18 protein-coding genes and 1 pseudogene are annotated in these 17,637 nt (G+C 42.3%); 8 read left to right on the forward strand and 11 right to left on the reverse strand.

Translation table 11 applies throughout. The features are described 5' to 3' along the window. Positions 1-664 precede the first annotated feature (664 nt). The gene (locus AC5590_RS01500) at positions 665-2,047 is read left to right on the forward strand and encodes a hypothetical protein (RefSeq protein WP_211178702.1); all 1,383 of its coding nucleotides are present in this window, start codon (positions 665-667) and stop codon (positions 2,045-2,047) included. Between the two features lie 152 nt (positions 2,048-2,199). Here AC5590_RS01500 and AC5590_RS01505 read toward each other — a convergent pair whose 3' ends face one another. Further along, positions 2,200-2,406 (reverse strand): hypothetical protein, encoded by a 207-nt coding sequence (locus AC5590_RS01505; RefSeq protein WP_169268029.1) that lies wholly within the window; start codon positions 2,404-2,406, stop codon positions 2,200-2,202. 111 nt (positions 2,407-2,517) lie between these two features. Between AC5590_RS01505 and AC5590_RS01510 the strand changes: the two genes are divergently transcribed. Beyond that, the gene (locus AC5590_RS01510) at positions 2,518-3,819 is read left to right on the forward strand and encodes a cation:proton antiporter (RefSeq protein WP_169268030.1); all 1,302 of its coding nucleotides are present in this window, start codon (positions 2,518-2,520) and stop codon (positions 3,817-3,819) included. 188 nt (positions 3,820-4,007) lie between these two features. On the opposite strand, the gene AC5590_RS01515 is transcribed toward AC5590_RS01510, so the two are convergent. From AC5590_RS01515 to AC5590_RS01525, 3 genes are all read right to left on the reverse strand, one after another. Continuing rightward, the gene (locus tag AC5590_RS01515) at positions 4,008-4,442 is read right to left on the reverse strand and encodes a hypothetical protein (RefSeq protein ID WP_169268031.1); all 435 of its coding nucleotides are present in this window, start codon (positions 4,440-4,442) and stop codon (positions 4,008-4,010) included. Positions 4,443-4,925: 483 nt separating this feature from the next. Continuing rightward, positions 4,926-5,183 (reverse strand): Nif11-like leader peptide family natural product precursor, encoded by a 258-nt coding sequence (locus AC5590_RS01520; protein WP_169268032.1) that lies wholly within the window; start codon positions 5,181-5,183, stop codon positions 4,926-4,928. Positions 5,184-5,443: 260 nt separating this feature from the next. Beyond that, positions 5,444-7,162, reverse strand: a complete 1,719-nt coding sequence (locus AC5590_RS01525; RefSeq protein WP_169268033.1) for an FHA domain-containing serine/threonine-protein kinase — start codon at positions 7,160-7,162, stop codon at positions 5,444-5,446. Between the two features lie 732 nt (positions 7,163-7,894). Here AC5590_RS01525 and AC5590_RS01530 point away from each other — a divergent pair. The 3 genes from AC5590_RS01530 (at position 7,895) to AC5590_RS01540 (ending at position 10,233) form a co-directional block, all read left to right on the forward strand. Then, positions 7,895-8,407: a hypothetical protein gene (locus AC5590_RS01530; protein ID WP_169268034.1), complete on the forward strand. Its 513-nt coding sequence runs from the start codon at positions 7,895-7,897 to the stop codon at positions 8,405-8,407. A 148-nt stretch (positions 8,408-8,555) separates the two neighbouring features. Further along, a complete protein-coding gene (locus AC5590_RS01535) occupies positions 8,556-9,311 on the forward strand; it encodes a class I SAM-dependent methyltransferase (protein ID WP_348982755.1) in 756 nt (251 codons plus the stop codon). Between the two features lie 133 nt (positions 9,312-9,444). Then, positions 9,445-10,233 carry a glutathione S-transferase family protein gene (locus tag AC5590_RS01540; RefSeq protein WP_169268035.1) on the forward strand — a complete coding sequence of 263 codons (789 nt, stop codon included), beginning with the start codon at positions 9,445-9,447 and terminating at the stop codon, positions 10,231-10,233. A gap of 33 nt (positions 10,234-10,266) precedes the next feature. On the opposite strand, the gene AC5590_RS01545 is transcribed toward AC5590_RS01540, so the two are convergent. The 4 genes from AC5590_RS01545 to AC5590_RS01560 all read right to left on the reverse strand — a co-directional run bounded on the left by AC5590_RS01545 (position 10,267) and on the right by AC5590_RS01560 (position 13,262). Then, positions 10,267-11,004, reverse strand: coding sequence for a Crp/Fnr family transcriptional regulator (locus tag AC5590_RS01545; protein ID WP_169268036.1), 738 nt, complete (start codon positions 11,002-11,004; stop codon positions 10,267-10,269). A 19-nt stretch (positions 11,005-11,023) separates the two neighbouring features. Beyond that, the gene (locus AC5590_RS01550) at positions 11,024-12,418 is read right to left on the reverse strand and encodes an amidase (RefSeq protein WP_169268037.1); all 1,395 of its coding nucleotides are present in this window, start codon (positions 12,416-12,418) and stop codon (positions 11,024-11,026) included. A 176-nt stretch (positions 12,419-12,594) separates the two neighbouring features. Further along, complete coding sequence (locus tag AC5590_RS01555; protein ID WP_169268038.1) at positions 12,595-13,014, reverse strand: type II toxin-antitoxin system VapC family toxin; 420 nt, start codon at positions 13,012-13,014, stop codon at positions 12,595-12,597. Beyond that, positions 13,011-13,262: a FitA-like ribbon-helix-helix domain-containing protein gene (locus AC5590_RS01560; RefSeq protein WP_169268039.1), complete on the reverse strand. Its 252-nt coding sequence runs from the start codon at positions 13,260-13,262 to the stop codon at positions 13,011-13,013. The genes AC5590_RS01555 and AC5590_RS01560 overlap by 4 nt, the downstream gene beginning before the upstream one ends. Before the next feature lie 461 nt (positions 13,263-13,723). Between AC5590_RS01560 and AC5590_RS01565 the strand changes: the two genes are divergently transcribed. Further along, entirely contained in the window at positions 13,724-14,815 is a 1,092-nt protein-coding gene (locus tag AC5590_RS01565; protein ID WP_169268040.1) for a saccharopine dehydrogenase family protein, read from the forward strand. A gap of 247 nt (positions 14,816-15,062) precedes the next feature. Then, positions 15,063-15,506, forward strand: a complete 444-nt coding sequence (locus AC5590_RS01570) for a hypothetical protein (RefSeq protein ID WP_246162660.1) — start codon at positions 15,063-15,065, stop codon at positions 15,504-15,506. Positions 15,507-15,639: 133 nt separating this feature from the next. Here the strand turns inward: AC5590_RS01570 and AC5590_RS01575 are convergent, their stop codons facing one another. Both AC5590_RS01575 and AC5590_RS01580 read right to left on the reverse strand, forming a co-directional pair. Continuing rightward, on the reverse strand, positions 15,640-16,020 hold the full coding sequence (locus AC5590_RS01575; RefSeq protein ID WP_169268041.1) for a hypothetical protein: 381 nt from the start codon (positions 16,018-16,020) through the stop codon (positions 15,640-15,642). Between the two features lie 169 nt (positions 16,021-16,189). Next, positions 16,190-16,555: pseudogene (locus AC5590_RS01580) on the reverse strand (tetratricopeptide repeat protein); the annotation flags it as partial. Between the two features lie 143 nt (positions 16,556-16,698). Between AC5590_RS01580 and AC5590_RS01585 the strand changes: the two are divergent. Beyond that, positions 16,699-17,031 carry a YnfA family protein gene (locus AC5590_RS01585; protein WP_169268043.1) on the forward strand — a complete coding sequence of 111 codons (333 nt, stop codon included), beginning with the start codon at positions 16,699-16,701 and terminating at the stop codon, positions 17,029-17,031. 380 nt (positions 17,032-17,411) lie between these two features. On the opposite strand, the gene AC5590_RS01590 is transcribed toward AC5590_RS01585, so the two are convergent. Continuing rightward, a partial coding sequence (locus AC5590_RS01590) for a hypothetical protein (protein WP_211178703.1) occupies positions 17,412-17,637 on the reverse strand: 226 nt, incomplete at its 5' end.

Below are 17,637 nucleotides of genomic sequence, written 5' to 3' on the forward strand. Positions count from 1 at the left end.
GGAGCCAGTGCTGAAGACGGGTTTCCCGTCGCAGGCATCTGGCGTTGGGGTTCCCGAGCCACTGCGTTGGGCGGCTGTGCCGACTTGTAGCATGTGGCGTCCCGTTGTAGGACCTGGCGTTCTCCCGACCTAGGCATGTGGCGTCCGCACTGGCTCCTCCACAGGCGACTGGCGTTCGCCCAAGCCGCGTGCGCTTTGCGCATACCCGGACGGTTTTATATCGCTAGTTAAAGGCTTTCCACAAAATATCTATCGTTGAAATTCTTGATTTGACAAGGATTATGACGACTGACGTCACGACTTCTGAATTCTTACCTTTTGACTTGTTACCTTCAGTTTTGATTTCCCCCTCATGGGGCGCTCACATCTTGCACCAAGAAAAATTGATAATGTTTAGTCAGTGAGTATTAAACCAAAAATCTTTCCTATATTGAGCTAAGAATTGCCAAGAAAAATCATGTAACTTACCCTTACATTTTTTTTACTTCTACGCTTTTCTACTGATAGGTGCAAGATATTAGTTAAGTTACATTTGTTACGGACAGGGTGGGTTCATAAAAAATTCAAAAATCAAAAAAGAAAAAAATCAAAAATTTTTGAATTTAACTGTCCTTTACAGTTTATACTCCCATGACCTCACATTTTTTTACTGGAGGTAAATCCCTTGAAGTCAACAGCCAAAAAAATTGCAATTGCAGTATCATCAATTACAGCAATACTAACCACATGTCAATCCGCTTCAGCCCAGCTCGTGCTTGGACGCTATGGTATTCAACCAGGGCTGGAGCAAAACTACCTTCAATACCAGCTATCGGGCAGAGATTTGACCCAAATGCGAGGTATTGCTGGATGTAGTGTAGGATTTGGTGCCTCTTGTAACAAAGCAGGAGCAGTCTTCCAGAAATTAGTTCAGTCAAATGGTGGGCCAAGCTACGAGCAGTTGCTAATGCGAGCTGCTGGTGGGGAACAAAACTACCGTAATTTTGCTTCCCTTTACGGAAACGATCCGGGTATTTCTCAGATACCCTACGCCTCATTCTGGCAGAACGACAACCCTAATATCGTGGACGGGTATCGCTATCTGTTTGGACAAACAGTCAGTCAAACTCCCCAAGAAGGTTTGGGACAAGTGACCAAAAACTTCTATTGGGCACCTAGTGGTGGTGGAAACTCACTCGATCCACGTAATGGGTTGCTAGATTTTAAATACGCTTATGGGCGTCTGTTGCTTGAAGAGGTGGCAAAAATTCCCAATGCACAGCAGCAGATTCAATCTTTGGGTTTAGGACCAGAACTGACCAAGTTTTACTCCCAAAAACTTTCCAATTCGATGCGTGTGTTGAACTCTGGTGATCAAGAGTCTCTCAAAGAGACAATTCTCAAAGACCTTTCGATGCCATATTCACCAGAAGCTGCAGAATTCGGACGTCCAAATCTTGGCATTCCAGGCGGTGATTCGCTGATTGGGGAAACTCTTCCTGGAGATACCTTTTTTGGGACAACTCCAGTATCATTGCAGCCAGAAGGAATAGGGATTGATGTTCCCTCCAACCTTGCAGAAGATGTCGTGTTGCAACAAGGATCATCAGGGAGCTCATTTCCCACCTGGCCTCTAGGTGGTCTTGGCTTGCTCTTACTTCTTCTCGCTTTTGGTGGTGGAGGTAGTTCTTCCGGTCGGGGATCAGGTACACCAACAGGTACACCCCTACTTAGCACTCCACCTTCCTCTGGTGGTGGATCTGTTCCTCCTTCAGGCGGTAGTTCTGGTGGTGGATCTATTCCTCCTTCAGGCGGTGGTTCTGGTGGTAACAATCAAATCATAGAAGTACCACCCACTCCCCCGGTGAATTTTCCACCGGGACAGGAAGTTAAGAAGGTACCCGAGCCAACAACAACAATAACACCGCTTGTTGCGCTGATAATTATATTGTTGTTGGTTGGTTATGGACAGCGACGTAGCCAGAGAATGATTTTTAGACGTAAAGTTACGCCATCTAACTTCCCAACCAAGTTGACCAAGACGGACACCGAGTACTGGGTTCGTTAATTTATCTGATACTATTGGCGAATTCTACGTAGGGGAGTCAGTGCTCGAAAGCGGGCTTCGACCGTCAGCTCAGCCGAACGGTTTCACAGGCTTAGACCCCCGGAGGGTTTTCCCTAGGGTACGGTAATATAAGCGTGTTGGGCACTCTCCACTCACGGCACGCGAATCACATAGAAAGCTAGACACTGCTCATCCCACAAATCAAGATTTTCAGTAATTAGCGCTCCAACATCATTGTGCATCTGTGGTTGTAAATAAGCGCGATTCTCACCTGCATAGAATATATGCAGCTCGGAAGGGGTACGGCATTGCCGTGCCCCTATACCAGCAGAATCGGTGTAGGCGACTACGCGAATCATTAGAGAAAAGTTATGTAAGTTGTCTTAAATAAATCTATCTAATGGTGATGTAGACCCAAAGAAATCACAAGTAAACTCTTGGTGCGTTCTTTTCTTAAAAAAATATTTTTTATGGTTGATAGCTATATTATTGATTTACTTGTCATTGGGTCATTGCTATTATTTGTCACCTTATTATCCGGATGGATTTCGCGTTTACCTCTTTCCTTCGCCATCATCTACCTAATAGTAGGTATTTTATTAGGTCCTTATGGTTTTGGACTGATTCAATTACGCCGTGCTGGAGTATTTAACGCTGAGGTGTTAGAACGGCTGGCAGAATTTGTCGTGATTATATCTGTCTTTAGCTGTGGTTTAAAAATTGTACGTCCGCTCAAATTTAGAGCTTGGAATATTACGACGCGACTTATTGTTTTTTTGATGCCAATTTCAATTTTTGGGTTGGCAGTTGTAGGTAAACTCTTTTTAGGGATGGATTGGGGAGAGGCTATCTTATTGGGAGCGATTCTTGCACCAACTGATCCAGTCTTAGCTTCAGAAGTTCAACTGAGTGATACGAATGATAAAGATGAATTGCGCTTTGGTTTAACGTCCGAAGGCGGTCTAAATGATGCCTTAGCTTTTCCTTTTGTTTATTTTGGAATTCATGCTTTAAAAGATAACAACTGGAATAACTGGCTGAAACAGTGGGTTGCAGTTGATATAATTTGGGCTATTGCTGCTGGTGTTGTAATGGGCTTTATCGTTGCCAAAGCAGTTGTTTGGATTGAGAAAAAAATCCAAAATAAGCATCGTGTTGATGAAATTATGGAAGATTTTATAGCCCTTGGTACAATTTTGCTAACTTACTCTCTAACAGAAATTGTTAACGGGTATGGATTCCTTGCTGTATTTATTGCAGGGCTAGTATTCCAACGGAGTTATGGAAATTCCGAAAAACCACTGGCACAGTTAGAATTTATAGAGAGATTGGAAAAACTTTTAGAAGTTGGGACAATTTTAATATTGGGGACGATTTTATTAGTCAAGCCAATGCTAAATTATGCTAGCCAATCTTTATTAGTGATAGTCTTATTATTCCTAGTCATCCGACCTGTAGGAGCCTGGATTAGCACAATTGCTGGAAATTCCCGAAAAGCGTACCGTCGTCGAACTTGGTATTCAGGAACTCGTTTGTTATTCGGTTGGTTTGGTATTCGTGGTGTTGGCTCTTTATATTATCTTTCATATGCCTTTGGCAAAGGTCTAAAAGGTGAAATAGGTGAGCAAATAAGTTGGATAACTTACACCACTATTGTTGTTTCCGTGATTGTGCACGGAATCACTTCAACTCCATTAATGAATTGGTATGAGCGTAATCTTGCCAAGCACGAAAATTCCTGTTCTCCAGCTACCATTGATGAATTTCAATGAGGCATAACCGAGAGAGGTTTTAAGTTCTCTGGTTAAGATGATGGTTACACGTGCCTGATTTTTTAGCGCTCTGGATCGGCTTTTTCTGGTTTATACGTTCAGTTTTCCCGAAATCTGAACGTATAACCTATCTTATGCTTAGGTGCGTTGTGTTATGTCTGCTTACTATCGCAACGTTTATCTATTCTCTAGTTAAAAGCATCCTTAATGCTATCAACAGTGCGTTCAATTACATTCTTTGTGTTGTCTACAGCTTCTTTAGTCCGAGCTGCATCTTCATCTGCTCTTTTCTCAATTGTCTTCGCATCTGTCTTTGCTTTGCGCTCAAGAATACTACCATTATCGGTTGCTTGATCAACTCGCTCAGCATTTTTGTTTGCAGTTTCCTTAACCTTATCTTTCGTATCTTCAATGAAACCTTTGGCTCGTCCAGCATCTTCACTGGTTTTGTCTTTAACCTGGTCTGCTGTTGCGATTAAGTTTGTAGCAGGATTAGCCATTGCTGCGGTGTTCGAGAAAAACGCACCTTGCCAAACGAAGGCGATCGCCGACACACAAAACACAGTTGTAGCCAGAAAGCGTCCTACAGTGGAAAGCCGTTTTATCACATTATTCAATTTCATTGAATACAAGCTCCATTTTTATTTAGCATCCTATTTTTACTTCATCTGGCTGCGAAGTCAAATCGTTCCATAGACAGAGGTTCTCCCGTCATAAGTTGTGGATTGAGGCATTGTCCTGTACGATTACCCTAATACCTCCAATCCTCCGGGGAAGACCGGAGGGCGTTAGAAACCCTACTAATACCGTTTCACTTTAAAGTTGATACATATGGCGAAGTAGGAGAAGTAGGGGAAGTAGGAGAGTCAAATGTATCAGGATTTTTGTGAAAGGGTATAAGAGCGCTCCTCTCACGGTTCGGGTTATGGCAAACATTGACTTAGCGCGGTACTTGCTTGTCAACATGCTAATGGCGGTTATTTCTCAATAACCGCCGCTAGCGCGAACAAAGGTTTCAGACACAATAGCTAGTAAAATCACGAATTGCTAAAAGCTTTCAGATAAACCATATCAAACTACATATTTTGAATTTGGTAACCCGGGAGTTATACCATATAACGCTGGTATTCTGATAAATTTAAGGAACTATCAGAAATACCAGGATCGCCACCAAACCATGCTTCATCTAAGTCGTGTTCAGTAAATGTATAGCCCAGAGTAGAAGCAAAATGAACAATTTTGGTTTTATCCCAATCCCAAATACCAAATAAGCCTTTAACGCAGCACTTCTGGTGATACTGCTCATAAATGGCTTGATCCGACATCAAAACCTCGTAAAAAGCATTTACCTGATCCAGTGACATAATTTTTTCTGTCCAGTAATAAAAGTTACATTGATTAACAAAACAATTCCGGTTTTAATAATTTTTTCAACAGTTGTGAGTGGTCATACGGACGAATTTTGAAGACGTTGATTACAATCTATTGTTTCTTGACATCTTACTACTGACATCTATACAAATGGTAATTTAAAGTTTGAACTGAAGGCGAAAACAGGAAAAATGAAGTATAAAATATTTTATTACTTTGGACATCTATGTGTCCTATCCTTCATTTTTCATTCTTAATGGGTTATTTGTGATGCAGTACAAGGTTGTACTTCATCCCTAAAAAGCCAGCCTTGAGTTCCATCAGGCAGTTTAACTTCTACAAAATCACCGCGCACCTGAACAAATAAGACCATTACGCCTAGATTCAGTTGTTTGACAGCGCCAACCTCTGTTTGAGGTTCAGGGCGTAATTTAGCTACAAATCTGCCACCGGGGGGAGAAACAACACGACACAGTTGTGGTTGCTGTGAGATGAAATTCTGTTGTGCATGAGTTCCGATCATGTTGTTAGAGTTCAAAAAGCTAAAGCCACCAACAGCGCTGATACAAGCTGCTACACTCATCCCAAGTAATTTTGGTACTTTGATCGCTGAAGATGATAATACTGACTCTGGAGTCAACAAAACTTCTTGTGAATTTTCTTCAGCCTTCTTGACTTTTGGAATTCGCATCGTCTGGTTAATAGGTTGTTGCAGTGCGATCGGAACAATTGAGTATTCTATAGGTACGTACCCACCCGGATACTCGTTGCAAACAATGTCACTTACCTGAAAATTTTGTTGCCCCAACCGTATATTACTACCAACACAAAGAGGCATTTCGCCTGCTAAAAGTAACTGTCCATCAACAATAGGAGGATTCATCTGGCGCAGATTCCGCAAGTAAAATTTCTGCTTTTGCTGATGAAAGAAGATTTCAATATGTAAAGCAGATACTGTTGGATCTGATATAACAATGTCGCATACTTGGGGGTCTCGACCGATGCGGACTCCTCGACTGGGGTTTTTACTTTGTTGTTTTTCAAGGATTTTGCGATTTTTGACTTGTCCGTTTTCCTCCCACTCTAAAGAGAGTTCATGAAGGATGTTTGTGGTAAAACAAGCTTCTTCTGTCGGCAATTTGTCAGAGTTTGTCGCTGATTCCCGTAGCGCTAGCAGCACCTCAGTCGCAGTCTGGTAACGATCTTTAAAGTGATAGCGCGTCATCTTAGTAAGAATAGCAGCTAACCCCGGACTGACAGTTGCCAGATGTTGCCACAGTATTTCTCCAGTATTGGGATCATCTTGGAGTTGGTGTGGATGCACCCCAGTCAATCCTTGAATTCCCATCATCCCCAGTGCATAAATATCACTACTAGGACGTGGTAAACGTCTGATTTGCTCAGAGGGCATATATCCCCGAGTTCCGGTGATCAGAGTGATGTGGTTTTGTCTTGTCCCAACTGCTGTTTGACTTTGCAGTTGTTTAATTGCTCCAAAGTCTATCAGAACTAATTTGTTGTCTGAAGCACGTCTAATAATATTATCTGGTTTGATATCACGATGAATGACTCCGTGGCTATGAACAAATTCTAAAATACCCAGTACCGAATTTAGCATTTCAAGAATATGGGGTTCCGTCCATATTCTTCCTGGAGGAAACTCCATACTCACAGGATGTCCACTGATAAATTCTTGTGCCAAGTAAAATTCTTGCTTCTCTTCAAAATAAGCTAAAAGTCTGGGTATTTGGTCGTGGTTGCCCAACTGTTGCAAAGTTTCAGCTTCTTTTTGAAAAAGCCTTCTGACAGTTTCTAAAATATCAGGGTCGGTACTAGAAGTTTTGAGATGTTTTAGGACGCATTTAGGGTTCCCAGGGAGGTGAACGTCCTCAGCAATGTAAGTTTGCCCAAATCCCCCCTCGCCCAATACTTCAAGGACTTTGTAACGTCCTGCTAGTAACTGACCAATCATGTTGTAATGGTGATTTTAAAAAATAACTGTAACGCTTCTACATTTAGAGACTAAAAGAAAAAATGAAGTCAAAAAATAAATAAAAAATATATTTTTTTATTTATCTACTCTCTCTTTTACTTCTCGTTTAGACTTTATACTCTTCTACCTCTTTGGTAAGATTTATAACTACAGAAAAGTTTGAAAAAGGACATCAAGACATTTTATCAAACTTTTCAGAGTTGCTGCTTTTCCTAACAATTTTTGTGAAAATGAGGTATATCATGGGTGGTTAATCCTATTCTCTTTATCACAGTAACTTGAATGAAAAGCTTTGTGATGTTCATTAGGTAGAGATAAATAAGATGAGCCTGGTACATTAATGAATAACAAATCTAAGATACTAATGTTGCCAGTTTGGCAGACTTTATAAAAGTTCATTATTGTATGGTTAGTTTAATAACTAACTTGTATCGTCAATTTCATAGCAACTTTTATCAGATACGTAAGTAAATTTTAATTTATATAAAAAACATTTATCAAATCAAATGTAACAATCTCAACACTTAAGTAGTTGTCAGTAGTTTTTTTTTAAGCTAATCGAAACTATAAAAAATACGGTTAATTACTAGTTTGATTTACTCAATTTCCATCGAGGCGATATTGATTTTTTAAGATTTGTAGGAAAATACCTTGTAATATATGCAAAAAGAGTCAGAAAATAATTTCTGTCTGAACGAGAGTCTTTCTATTATGCATAACTCTTTTCGGCTAAATTTTTGTACGATTGGTATCGTGAGCTTCTTGACAATACACGGATGGACGTTACAGCAAAATTTAGGTAATGCCAAAATTGAGTTGAAAAAAACCCAACAAAATCTTGAACAAGTACAGAGCCAGCTAAATGATAATAAACAAGAACTTCAAAGCCTCCGCCAGAGACTCAACAAAAAAAATTCAGACATTGTGATTATGAATATTTGTCTAGAAGGTGTAGGACGGGCGTTGTCAGATATGGGAAATGACAATCGTCCTGGAGCATTCTTTGAGTTATCATCTGTAGTGCTGCAATGTCGCCTAGCAGACAAAATTGCAGAAAAAACACGTATTGAACAGAGCCAATCAGCATCTGTGGAAGCTCACACTTCAGTCAAGAATGTCAGTCAATGGTATCAGGACAGACAAAACATTGCACAAAGAAATATTCAGTTGAAAGAGCGAATGTTGAAAGCTCAACAGAAGCGGGAGAAAGATAATTCCATTTGATTGTCCTACAGTTCCACAGGATTAATATTTAGATGATGAGTGACATAATAGGTATAAGTAGGCGCTCGCCCCCTTGAGACGTCTCCTTTGGAGCATCGCTCTAGTCGCATTCAATCACAGAAGACTAAACAAAAACCGATGCAAGCCTATGTACCAAATGAACCCCACGAGTTTGTTCTCCGGTAGAGCAACAGACTCTGCTTTGTATCGACCAAGCTATCCAGCAGAGGCAATTAATATCATCTTAGAAGGATTTGACCAGCCGTCACAGCTCGTTGCAGCCGATATTGGAGCCGGGACAGGTATCGCTTCGCGGTTGTTAGGCGAACGCGAGATAAAAGTCATTGCCATTGAGCCAAATCCAGAAATGAGACTGGCGGCAACTGGACATCCAATGGTAGAATTTCGCTCTGGGACAGCAGAAGTGACAGGTTTCCCTGATGCATCGGTTGACTTAGTGACTTGTTTTCAATCTTTCCACTGGTTTAACCCTTCGCCAACGCTTTACGAGTTTCACCGCATCTTAAAGTCATCTGGACGTCTTGGTCTGGTTTGGGGTATCTGGGATGAAGACGACTCCTTCACTAAAGAATTTGACCGCTTAGTTTTCCAAAGCTCAAACAATATTCCTGGATTACCAAGTCGTGAGTCGATGATCAGCGCACTTCTGGAGAGTCCCTATTTCCAAAAAGTCCGCCAAACAAATGTTCCGTATCAGCAATGGTTAGATTTACAAGGATTGATTGGTCTTGCCCAAAGCCAAGGCTTTGTCCCACTTTCACCAGAGGAACGACAACCGCTTGTCGCTCAATTGCAAAAGCTACACGAGCAGGCGGCTGATACTAGTGGTAAAGTTTGTGTGGTCTACCGTATCGATATTTACCTTGCTGAACCAATGGTGTAAGAGCGGTGTTGATGAATTTTATTCGCTCATCCTAAAGCTGGACGATGCTGAATGCAAGGTTTAGCAGCACAACTGGAAGCTGCTAAACTAATGAGGGTGGCTTCCGCTCACTGTAGCTCTGAGAATTTGACCAATGATCATCCTCTACGAACACCCCCTATCTCCGTATGCACAGAAGAACAAAATCGCCTTGCGCGAAAAGGGAGTTGAGTTTGAGATCAAGACGCCTGACGTGAGTGGGGGCGCGTTTGGGGGCAGTGAGTTTCTGGAAGCCAATCCTCGCGCCCAGATGCCGGTCCTCATTGACGGCGATGCCAAGATCTTCGACTCTACAATCATCCTTGAGTACATCGAAGACAAATGGTCCGAGCCACCGCTGCTGCCTCCCAATCCAGCAGACCGAGCTCGTGTCCGCATGATTGAAGAGGTCATGGACACCTACTACGAGCCGATCAACTGGGGGGTGATGGAAATCAACTTCTTTGGTCGGGCGAAGGGTTCGCTTGCCGAAACGATCGTTGGGAATGCCAAACAACAGGCTGCGAAGTGCCGTGAATGGCTGACGAAGCAGCTAGGCGATTGCGAATGGTTCAACGGCGACCGTTTTGGTTGGAGCGATCTGTGTGTCGTTCCCTACATTAACTCGTCGTCATTCATATTCGGGATTGGACCAGAAGCAAACTCCCCACTTGCTGATTGGTTCAAGCGCGTTAGTGTGCGTCCAAGCGTCGCTCAAACGTTGCAGGAAGCAAACGACTCTGTTGCCGGATTGGAGCAATTTTCGCATTTCGTTGAGCAAGGTTTGTTCAAACGTGAGTACCGTGACCATCGTCTTGAGTGGATGATTCGTATGGGTGGACTCCAAGTTGTACTCGATGGCATTGAGAAAGACAACATCCGATTCAGTAACGATTTCTCTTGAGAAAAACTAGAATACTTTGCGACACCAAAAGCCTCAAAGGATTTTCGGCGTTGCTGAATCAAGGTATGAATTACTACTATTATGCAACGCCGCAACTTCTTCTAGTTTTTTTGCATCCAGTATCGTTATCTTTCCACCCCGACTGTAAGCAATCACTGACTTAAGACTTTTCATAAAGCGTACGCACTCTTCATAAGTAATGCCAATACTACGTGCAATTCGATAGTAAGGCAATTGGATTTTCAAAACTTCTCCTTGCGGAGTTGATTCTGTACCATCATGCTCAGCAAAATATTGAATTATTCTTGCCAACCTGACAATGGCTCTTTCAGAAACTAATCCATGAACTGTTTCATGCAATTGCTGAATTCTCGAATTAAAAACCATCAGCATCCGTAGAGCAATATCAGGGTTTTCTTGAATAGCTTTGAGTAGAGCATCTCGTTGTACAGTCAGAATCTCACAATCACTCAAAGCTGTGACAGTTGCAGGCGCAATACCATTTCCCAACAGTGCAGGAGCACCAAAAATTTCCCCAGCACAAAGGGTGCGAAGAATCGTTTCTTTCCCCGTTCCTGCTGTTTTTGTCATTTGAATTGACCCACTCACTAAAGCAAACAATACATCTGGTAGAGCATCGCCTTCATGCAGGATAATTTCTCCCTTAAGATAACGTCGCACTTGGGTGTGAGGCTGCAAACTCAATTTATCTGAAGGCTCTAAACCTACAAATACGGCAATTTGTGAAATTTGTTCAATGCTTGCCTGCATAATGATTTAGGAAAATTATTCATCCTAAAGCTGGACGATGCTGAATCCAAGGTTTAGCAGCTTCCAGTTGCGCTGCTAAGCTAATGAGAGTGGCTTCGGCTGCGGGGCGTCCCACTAATTGTACGCTTATCGGTAAACCGAGTTCATCAAAACCTACAGGAAGAGCGATCGCCGGTTGTCCAGTTGCATTCGCTGGTGGACAAGGTGCAACCCAATCAACAATCTTTTGGAATGTCTCTTCTGGACTCAAGTTTGCCCACTCTCCCACGCGGATAGGTGAATGTAAGTAAACTGGCAACACAAGCACATCAATCGTGTCGAAAAGTGCGACAATTTGTCGTGCTACCGCCTGCATTTGGGAAACTGCTCGCAAGTACTCACCCGCAGAACCTGTTCTAGCCAACAACCAACGATTCAATGGCTGTAAAGCCTCAGCAGGTATTGCCGACCCAGCGACGCTTGTTTGCCAAACAAATTGAAATGGTTCAACTAATCGACTAAGATCTATGCTCGTCTGCTCAACTGTGTGACCAAGTTCTTGTAATAATTGCACTGTTTGCAGAACGCCTTGCTCACAGTTAGCATCAGCTTTCCCTATAGGAGGGGTACTTGTTGCATAAGCAATTCGCAAACGACCAGGTTTTTCTTTTGTATAAGCAAGAAACGAGGGTTCTGGGTTGGGTAACCAATATGGATCGCCTGTGACATATCCAGACATGACATCTAAAAGAGCAGCCGCATCAGCAACAGTACGTGCTATTGGACCATTTGTCGCAATACCACTAAGGCTATCGCCCACCGGTGCATGAGTCACCCTTCCTCTTGATGGCTTGATTCCCACTAAACCACAACAAGCTGCAGGACCACGAATTGAACCACCACCATCAGAACCTTGAGCGATCGCACATAATCCTGCTGCTACCGCTGCGGCTGCACCACCACTGGAACCGCCTGGGGTGTAGTCTAAATTCCACGGATTTCTGGCTGGGGGAAAACCCGTAGGTTCTGTGTAAGGAGTTGAACCAATTTCTGATGTTGCTGTTTTGCCCAGAAGAATAAACCCAGCTTGCTTAATCTTGACTACTACCCCACTATCATGGTCAGCGATATTATCTAGTAACGCGGGATTTCCGTAAGTACAAGGGACACCTGCAACAGGGTTGAGGTCTTTAATAGAAATCGGCACTCCAAAAAACGGTGGTAGTTCTGAGGTATTAGAAAGGATTTCTGTTTTGGCTTTGGCATCTGCGATCGCTTGTTCTGCCATCACCGTAAAATAACTTCCCAACTGAGGATTCAACCTAGAGATGCGTTCTAAATAGACTTCCACCAACTCCAACGGCGATACCTCTCGGCGTCGGATTAACTGTGCTTGTTCTAGTGCTGGGGTAAAAGCTAAATCAGTTTTATTCATTAGAATAATGACCTCATTTTAAACAAAAATCCCCTGTTTTTGGGGATTGGATTTTGTTTTACACTCTCAAAAAGGTTACGATTTTTACGTTTTATAACCAAAAGAGAATTTTGTATATCCAGGGTTATATTACACTAGTTTTATTCTGTTAATATTTTGTAGTCATTTTAGCTTGTTTAAATATCTTCCACCCACAGGAGAGAGCTTGCAAAAGTACTATTCTTGAGTGCGTTGTAAAATTTTTGGTCGGCTGTTACCATTTGGCATCCTTGCGTGATAGCTAGAGCTAGATAAAGGCTGTCATAAACTGCCGCATCCGTCTGTATCGCAATATTTAAAGCAAAAGGCATCAATGGCTGAGATAAATACACCTCTATAGGAACCGTGTTCAAGTCTGCTAGAGTCTGTCGTGCGTTATCAGGGCTATCATCATCACGACGTACCCGTTTCCACAAAACATTTCCTACTTCTGCAAAGAAGAAATCTGGGACTAAAAAGTTGTGATCACTTGCCACCAACTGCCTAGCTGCATTGGAATAAATTTCAGGCACAAACCATTTGATAGCAACGCTAGCATCCAGAACATAGCGGCTCATCGTTGGCGATCCTCACGGATCAGTTCTGCACTATCGCTGAAAGTTCTGCCTGTGTACCTAGCCTGAGCTCGTGCTACTGCTTCTCTTGCCTTCGCCATATCACCGCCCGTATGATATGCCTCATTTTCCGCAGCTTGCTGTAGTATATGTTTTAATTCTTCTTGCAAAGAGCGACCATGCTGTTTCGCAAGGATTTCAATCTTTCCAAGAATCATCGGGTCTATATCTTCTACTAAAACTTGAGCCATAGTAGACTTCCAATTATTTGAACAGGTTGTTGAGATTATAGCAAGGCTTGAGCGATAGCTTCTCTACGAGACGCTGCTGCGCTCCGCGCAGATCGCTTGTTCACATCTGTTTCAACCATAGGAGATAGCTTGCAAAAGTGCTGTTGTGAATGAATAACCAGTTATTGTTGTTGCTCTATCTCTGGGTAACCAGGACGCAATTGTGCGAAAATGTTTTTGCATACTAAAGAACCATTGACACAAACGTTAAAAGATGCAAAATCTTCGATAAAATCTACCGTTAGAACTGTTCTTGGTCACGAATGATCAGATTGTCGTAAGCATTTAAGCGCTGTGGCTTTTAGCCCGGAGAGTGTCAAAAGGCATCTTCCTTTGTAAACAGGTAAACGTCATACTCGTTACCGATGACAAGTACAACTGAAAACTGATGTAATAAGAATGCTGTTGTCAATGCTGGAGCGATGACTAAGCGAGTTTTAATTCTTGGAGGGAGAGGGCGGATCGGTAGTAGCGTTGCCAAAGACCTTCTCACCCATACACAAGCAGAAGTGACAATCACAGGACGCACACCAGGTAATAGAACGGGCGACTCAAGAGTGCAACATTTGGTGTTAGACTTGGCCGATGTTGAGAAACTGAAGAAGGCGATCGCCTCTACCGATTTGGTAGTTCACTGTGCTGGTCCTTTTCACTACCGAGATGCCAATGTTCTCAAAATCTGTATTGAACATGGTGTCAATTACGTAGATGTCAGTGACCACCGTTCTTATACCAGTAAGGCTCTCATCTACAACGATGCAGCCGTATCTGCAGGTGTCACAGCGATAGTTAACACTGGTATCTTCCCTGGCATTTCTAACAGCATGGTACGTCAGGGTGTTGAGCAATTCGATACACCAGAAAAGATTCATTTGAGTTATTTAGTATCTGGTTCTGGCGGGGCTGGTGTCACCGTCATGCGAACAACCTTTTTAGGTTTACAACAACCAATTGAAGCTTGGATAGATGGAAAATGGCAGACAGTCAAACCCTACAGCCAGCGTGAAAATCTTGACTTTCCACCTCCATATGGTCGTAGCGGAGTGTACTGGTTTGATATGCCAGAAACTTTTACACTACCTCATGCTTTTCCCTCAGTGAAAACAGTCATTACAAAATTTGGTTCAGTTCCCGATTTTTATAATCACCTAACTTGGATAGCTGCCCACATTTTTCCTAAGCAACTGATGCAACAGAAAAGCGCTATTGAATTTTTGGCTCATGTTAGTCATTTTATGACCGATGTGACCAATCCTTTCAGTGGTATTGGAGTTACAGTTCGCTCAGAAATTACAGGTCAAAAAGATGATAAGATAGCAACTTTTTGCTCTACTTTAGTGCATGAAAATACCGCAGTAGCTTCGGGCTGTGGCACGGGTAGTATTGCTCAATTATTACTAGATGGTAAGTTGAAAAAACCCGGTGTTTCACCTGTTGAAGAAGCACTGCCAACAGATTTATTTGAGCAAACAATGCAAAGTCGGAGTATTGACATTAGTCACGAATGGTTGTAAAAGCAAAAGTTCGATAACAGACAGATAGAAAACGAGTACCCACGTAGAAAAACTTAGTTGATAGGACGGGGAATCTTTTAAATTTGATGTTTTTTGATAGCATAAGCCCAAAGCGCTCCCGCTAGGAGTACAAAGTCGCATGCTCACAAGGCATAGCTTAGTGCGAACATGCGACACTTTGAACATAGAATTGTTAATGTACCCTCAAAGCAGGAGGCAAAGTTATACTAAACCACGTAATATTCCTGTGATTTCCATTCCTGCCAAACCTAAACAAATAAAACGAGAGAAGGAGAGTATTGCCATGCAATTCATTTTAGCTATTTTTAATAAAGCCTTGCGCCAGAGTATTGTAGTTGTAGGGTTGATGGCTTTAATTAGCTTATCAAGTGTATTTTTTTTTGTTGAACCTAGCTATGCAATAGGATTTACATCAGAAAAACCAGCATTTCCAGGACAGAAACTCACACCTGAAGAAAAGATTGGCCGTGCTTACGAATATGACCCTGGTGTTGGTGTTCAGGAAGAAGATAGAGAACAGGAATATGAGCAAGCAGTAAAAGACTCTGAAAACCTAGAAACTGTTGAGAAAGCTTACGAAAGGAATGAGAAGGCTTACGAGCAGCAAAATCCGCAGCCGAATTTGATTCAAAAAGCTGAAAAAGCGATTGAGAAAGCAACAGGAAAGTAAAAGTAGACAAAATGAGGGAGATGAAGAAGTTCTCTCCCCAATACCGTTTAGCTTAACCTTGATTCATCCCAACACTCACCCAGTGGATAGAGTGTAGTGCTTTTTGCGGTTTAAGCTAATAGCAGCAAACGCTCTAATACACCAAATTTCCAGTACCGCGCAGCTGACGTAAAGAATTTATACAATACGGGCAGTCACAGGTAAATAACCGCATCGCAGCATTACTTTCCTCTTCAGTAAAGTTCAGCATGGCGACGTTGTGATCTGATTTGTTTGTAGTAATAGTTGTTGAACGCACAGGCGGGGCATTTGGATTTCTTTCAGAATCTTTAATGCATACAGGAGTTTTGTAACTAGCGTGGGGATGTGTTATGCAGGTACGACCATCGTTGGTATGCGTTAATTTCTGAGTCATACCAGCAGCGTGGGCGGGATTGATAACTCCCAGTGTAGACATCAGAGATACAAAAATGGAGGAACTAGAAAGCAAATTCAGTATAAGTTTTCTGTTCATGGGTTTCCTTGAAAAACGTGTATGAGCGCTCAGGTTATTTGATTCACTGTCAAAAGAGCAAGTGACTTTTTTCCTGAAATAATCTAGTTTGACAATGGGCACCACAACTTTGTTTCCCTTTGCACTTCATTTCGTTAAAAATTAGGGTGAGCAAACTTTGCTCACCCTGTCAATTAGCTGATGAAAAATAGATTTTGGATTGCTTAGGCTGAATCTGCTGAAGAAGGTTTTGTGTTTGCTGATATCCTTGGATATTTCCTTGCTGTTGAAACAAATTTGCAGCCTGTTTCAAATCAGCTACAGCGTTCTTGTTATCTCCCAAAGCATATTGGGCAAGTCCCCGGTTACCATAGGCATCAGCTAAATTGGGATTTCTATTCAAGGCGGAGTTAAAGTTTGCAACAGCTTGCTTATCATTTCCGTGTTTAAAATTGGCAAGTCCGAGATGGTAGTAGCCATCTGGTGAGGTTGGATCAATTTTGATTATCTGGTTAAAGTCGGCGATAGCTTTGCGGAAATCTCCCAATTCATAATGTCAGAAAATCTGACCAGGATGTCATTTCCAAAAGATAGAATAAGTCACAATTGTTGTGTGTTCCTATACTCTTGCCAAAACACAAATTTGAGACAATGTATAATCTGTAAACAATCTTCACTGGTTCGCTAGGGTGTTCTCAATTGAAAGAAGTACTCAAGTCCTTACTTTACTTCATCTGGGCTGGCTTGTTTGAGATTGGTGGCGGCTATCTCGTATGGCAATGGTTAAAAGAAGGAAAACCTGTCTGGTGGGGCATTGCAGGAGCTATTGGGTTAGCTTTATACGGTATGCTCGCGACTCTCCAGCCTGCGAACTTTGGTAGAGTATATGCTGCTTACGGCGGCGTGTTTATTGTAATGGCAATGCTTTGGGGTTGGAAGGTTGATGGAGTGACTCCAGACCGCTACGATATACTGGGAGTTTGTTTAGCATTACTGAGTGTACTGATTATCATGTATACACCCAGAGGATAGAAAAAAGGAGGATATCACACAAATTATGGTAACAAATTCTACCCTAAGTCGTCTTCTGATAGGTGTTTCGCCTTCTCTTAAAGAAATATTCTCAGATCTTGCACCTTTCCGTATAAGCCCGGACTTAGTTAAAAGCAGCGCAAGAAAGTGACACGATTTTTATTGTCTTTTTTCGTAATAATAAAGGCTTGAGGCAACGCAGGTGAGTGTGAATATTCAATCAACTTTTCTTGGTGCAAGATGTGAGTATTAGGACTAAACTTGCTGTCAAGCTTGTAAATGTTCTTCTACAGACTGATACAGGTTAACAATATGAGTGTCAGCCAATCTGTAATAGACGTTGCGACCTTCTCGCCCATACCTAACTAAACGCATAGCTTTCAATTATGCAACGCCCACTTACTGGAGCAAACGCAACAGTAAACTCTACGACGGGGAAACCGTTCTATTGCCTTAAAACGGCAAAACCATACATGTGGTGAGACCAGCGCTACAGGAGGGGAGCCAGTGCGTTGCGGTGAGACCAGTGCTGCAGGAGGGTTTCCCTCCGTAGGCATCTGGCGTAAGCGCAAAGCGCACGCTGCGCGAACGCCGTAAGGCGTGCGC

The sequence above is a fragment of the Brasilonema octagenarum UFV-OR1 genome, from assembly GCF_963888615.1.
Classification (GTDB): domain Bacteria; phylum Cyanobacteriota; class Cyanobacteriia; order Cyanobacteriales; family Nostocaceae; genus Brasilonema; species Brasilonema sennae.

Excerpts from the sequence above, each read along its gene's own strand:
- AC5590_RS01505 (WP_169268029.1), bottom strand. The coding sequence starts at position 2,406 with ATGATTCGCGTAGTCGCCTACACCGATTCTGCTGGTATAGGGGCACGG.
- AC5590_RS01510 (WP_169268030.1), top strand. The coding sequence starts at position 2,518 with ATGGTTGATAGCTATATTATTGATTTACTTGTCATTGGGTCATTGCTA.
- AC5590_RS01515 (WP_169268031.1), bottom strand. The coding sequence starts at position 4,442 with ATGAAATTGAATAATGTGATAAAACGGCTTTCCACTGTAGGACGCTTT.
- AC5590_RS01520 (WP_169268032.1), bottom strand. The coding sequence starts at position 5,183 with ATGTCACTGGATCAGGTAAATGCTTTTTACGAGGTTTTGATGTCGGAT.
- AC5590_RS01525 (WP_169268033.1), bottom strand. The coding sequence starts at position 7,162 with ATGATTGGTCAGTTACTAGCAGGACGTTACAAAGTCCTTGAAGTATTG.
- AC5590_RS01530 (WP_169268034.1), top strand. The coding sequence starts at position 7,895 with ATGCATAACTCTTTTCGGCTAAATTTTTGTACGATTGGTATCGTGAGC.
- AC5590_RS01535 (WP_348982755.1), top strand. The coding sequence starts at position 8,556 with ATGTACCAAATGAACCCCACGAGTTTGTTCTCCGGTAGAGCAACAGAC.
- AC5590_RS01540 (WP_169268035.1), top strand. The coding sequence starts at position 9,445 with ATGATCATCCTCTACGAACACCCCCTATCTCCGTATGCACAGAAGAAC.
- AC5590_RS01545 (WP_169268036.1), bottom strand. The coding sequence starts at position 11,004 with ATGCAGGCAAGCATTGAACAAATTTCACAAATTGCCGTATTTGTAGGT.
- AC5590_RS01550 (WP_169268037.1), bottom strand. The coding sequence starts at position 12,418 with ATGAATAAAACTGATTTAGCTTTTACCCCAGCACTAGAACAAGCACAG.
- AC5590_RS01555 (WP_169268038.1), bottom strand. The coding sequence starts at position 13,014 with ATGAGCCGCTATGTTCTGGATGCTAGCGTTGCTATCAAATGGTTTGTG.
- AC5590_RS01560 (WP_169268039.1), bottom strand. The coding sequence starts at position 13,262 with ATGGCTCAAGTTTTAGTAGAAGATATAGACCCGATGATTCTTGGAAAG.
- AC5590_RS01565 (WP_169268040.1), top strand. The coding sequence starts at position 13,724 with ATGACTAAGCGAGTTTTAATTCTTGGAGGGAGAGGGCGGATCGGTAGT.
- AC5590_RS01575 (WP_169268041.1), bottom strand. The coding sequence starts at position 16,020 with ATGAACAGAAAACTTATACTGAATTTGCTTTCTAGTTCCTCCATTTTT.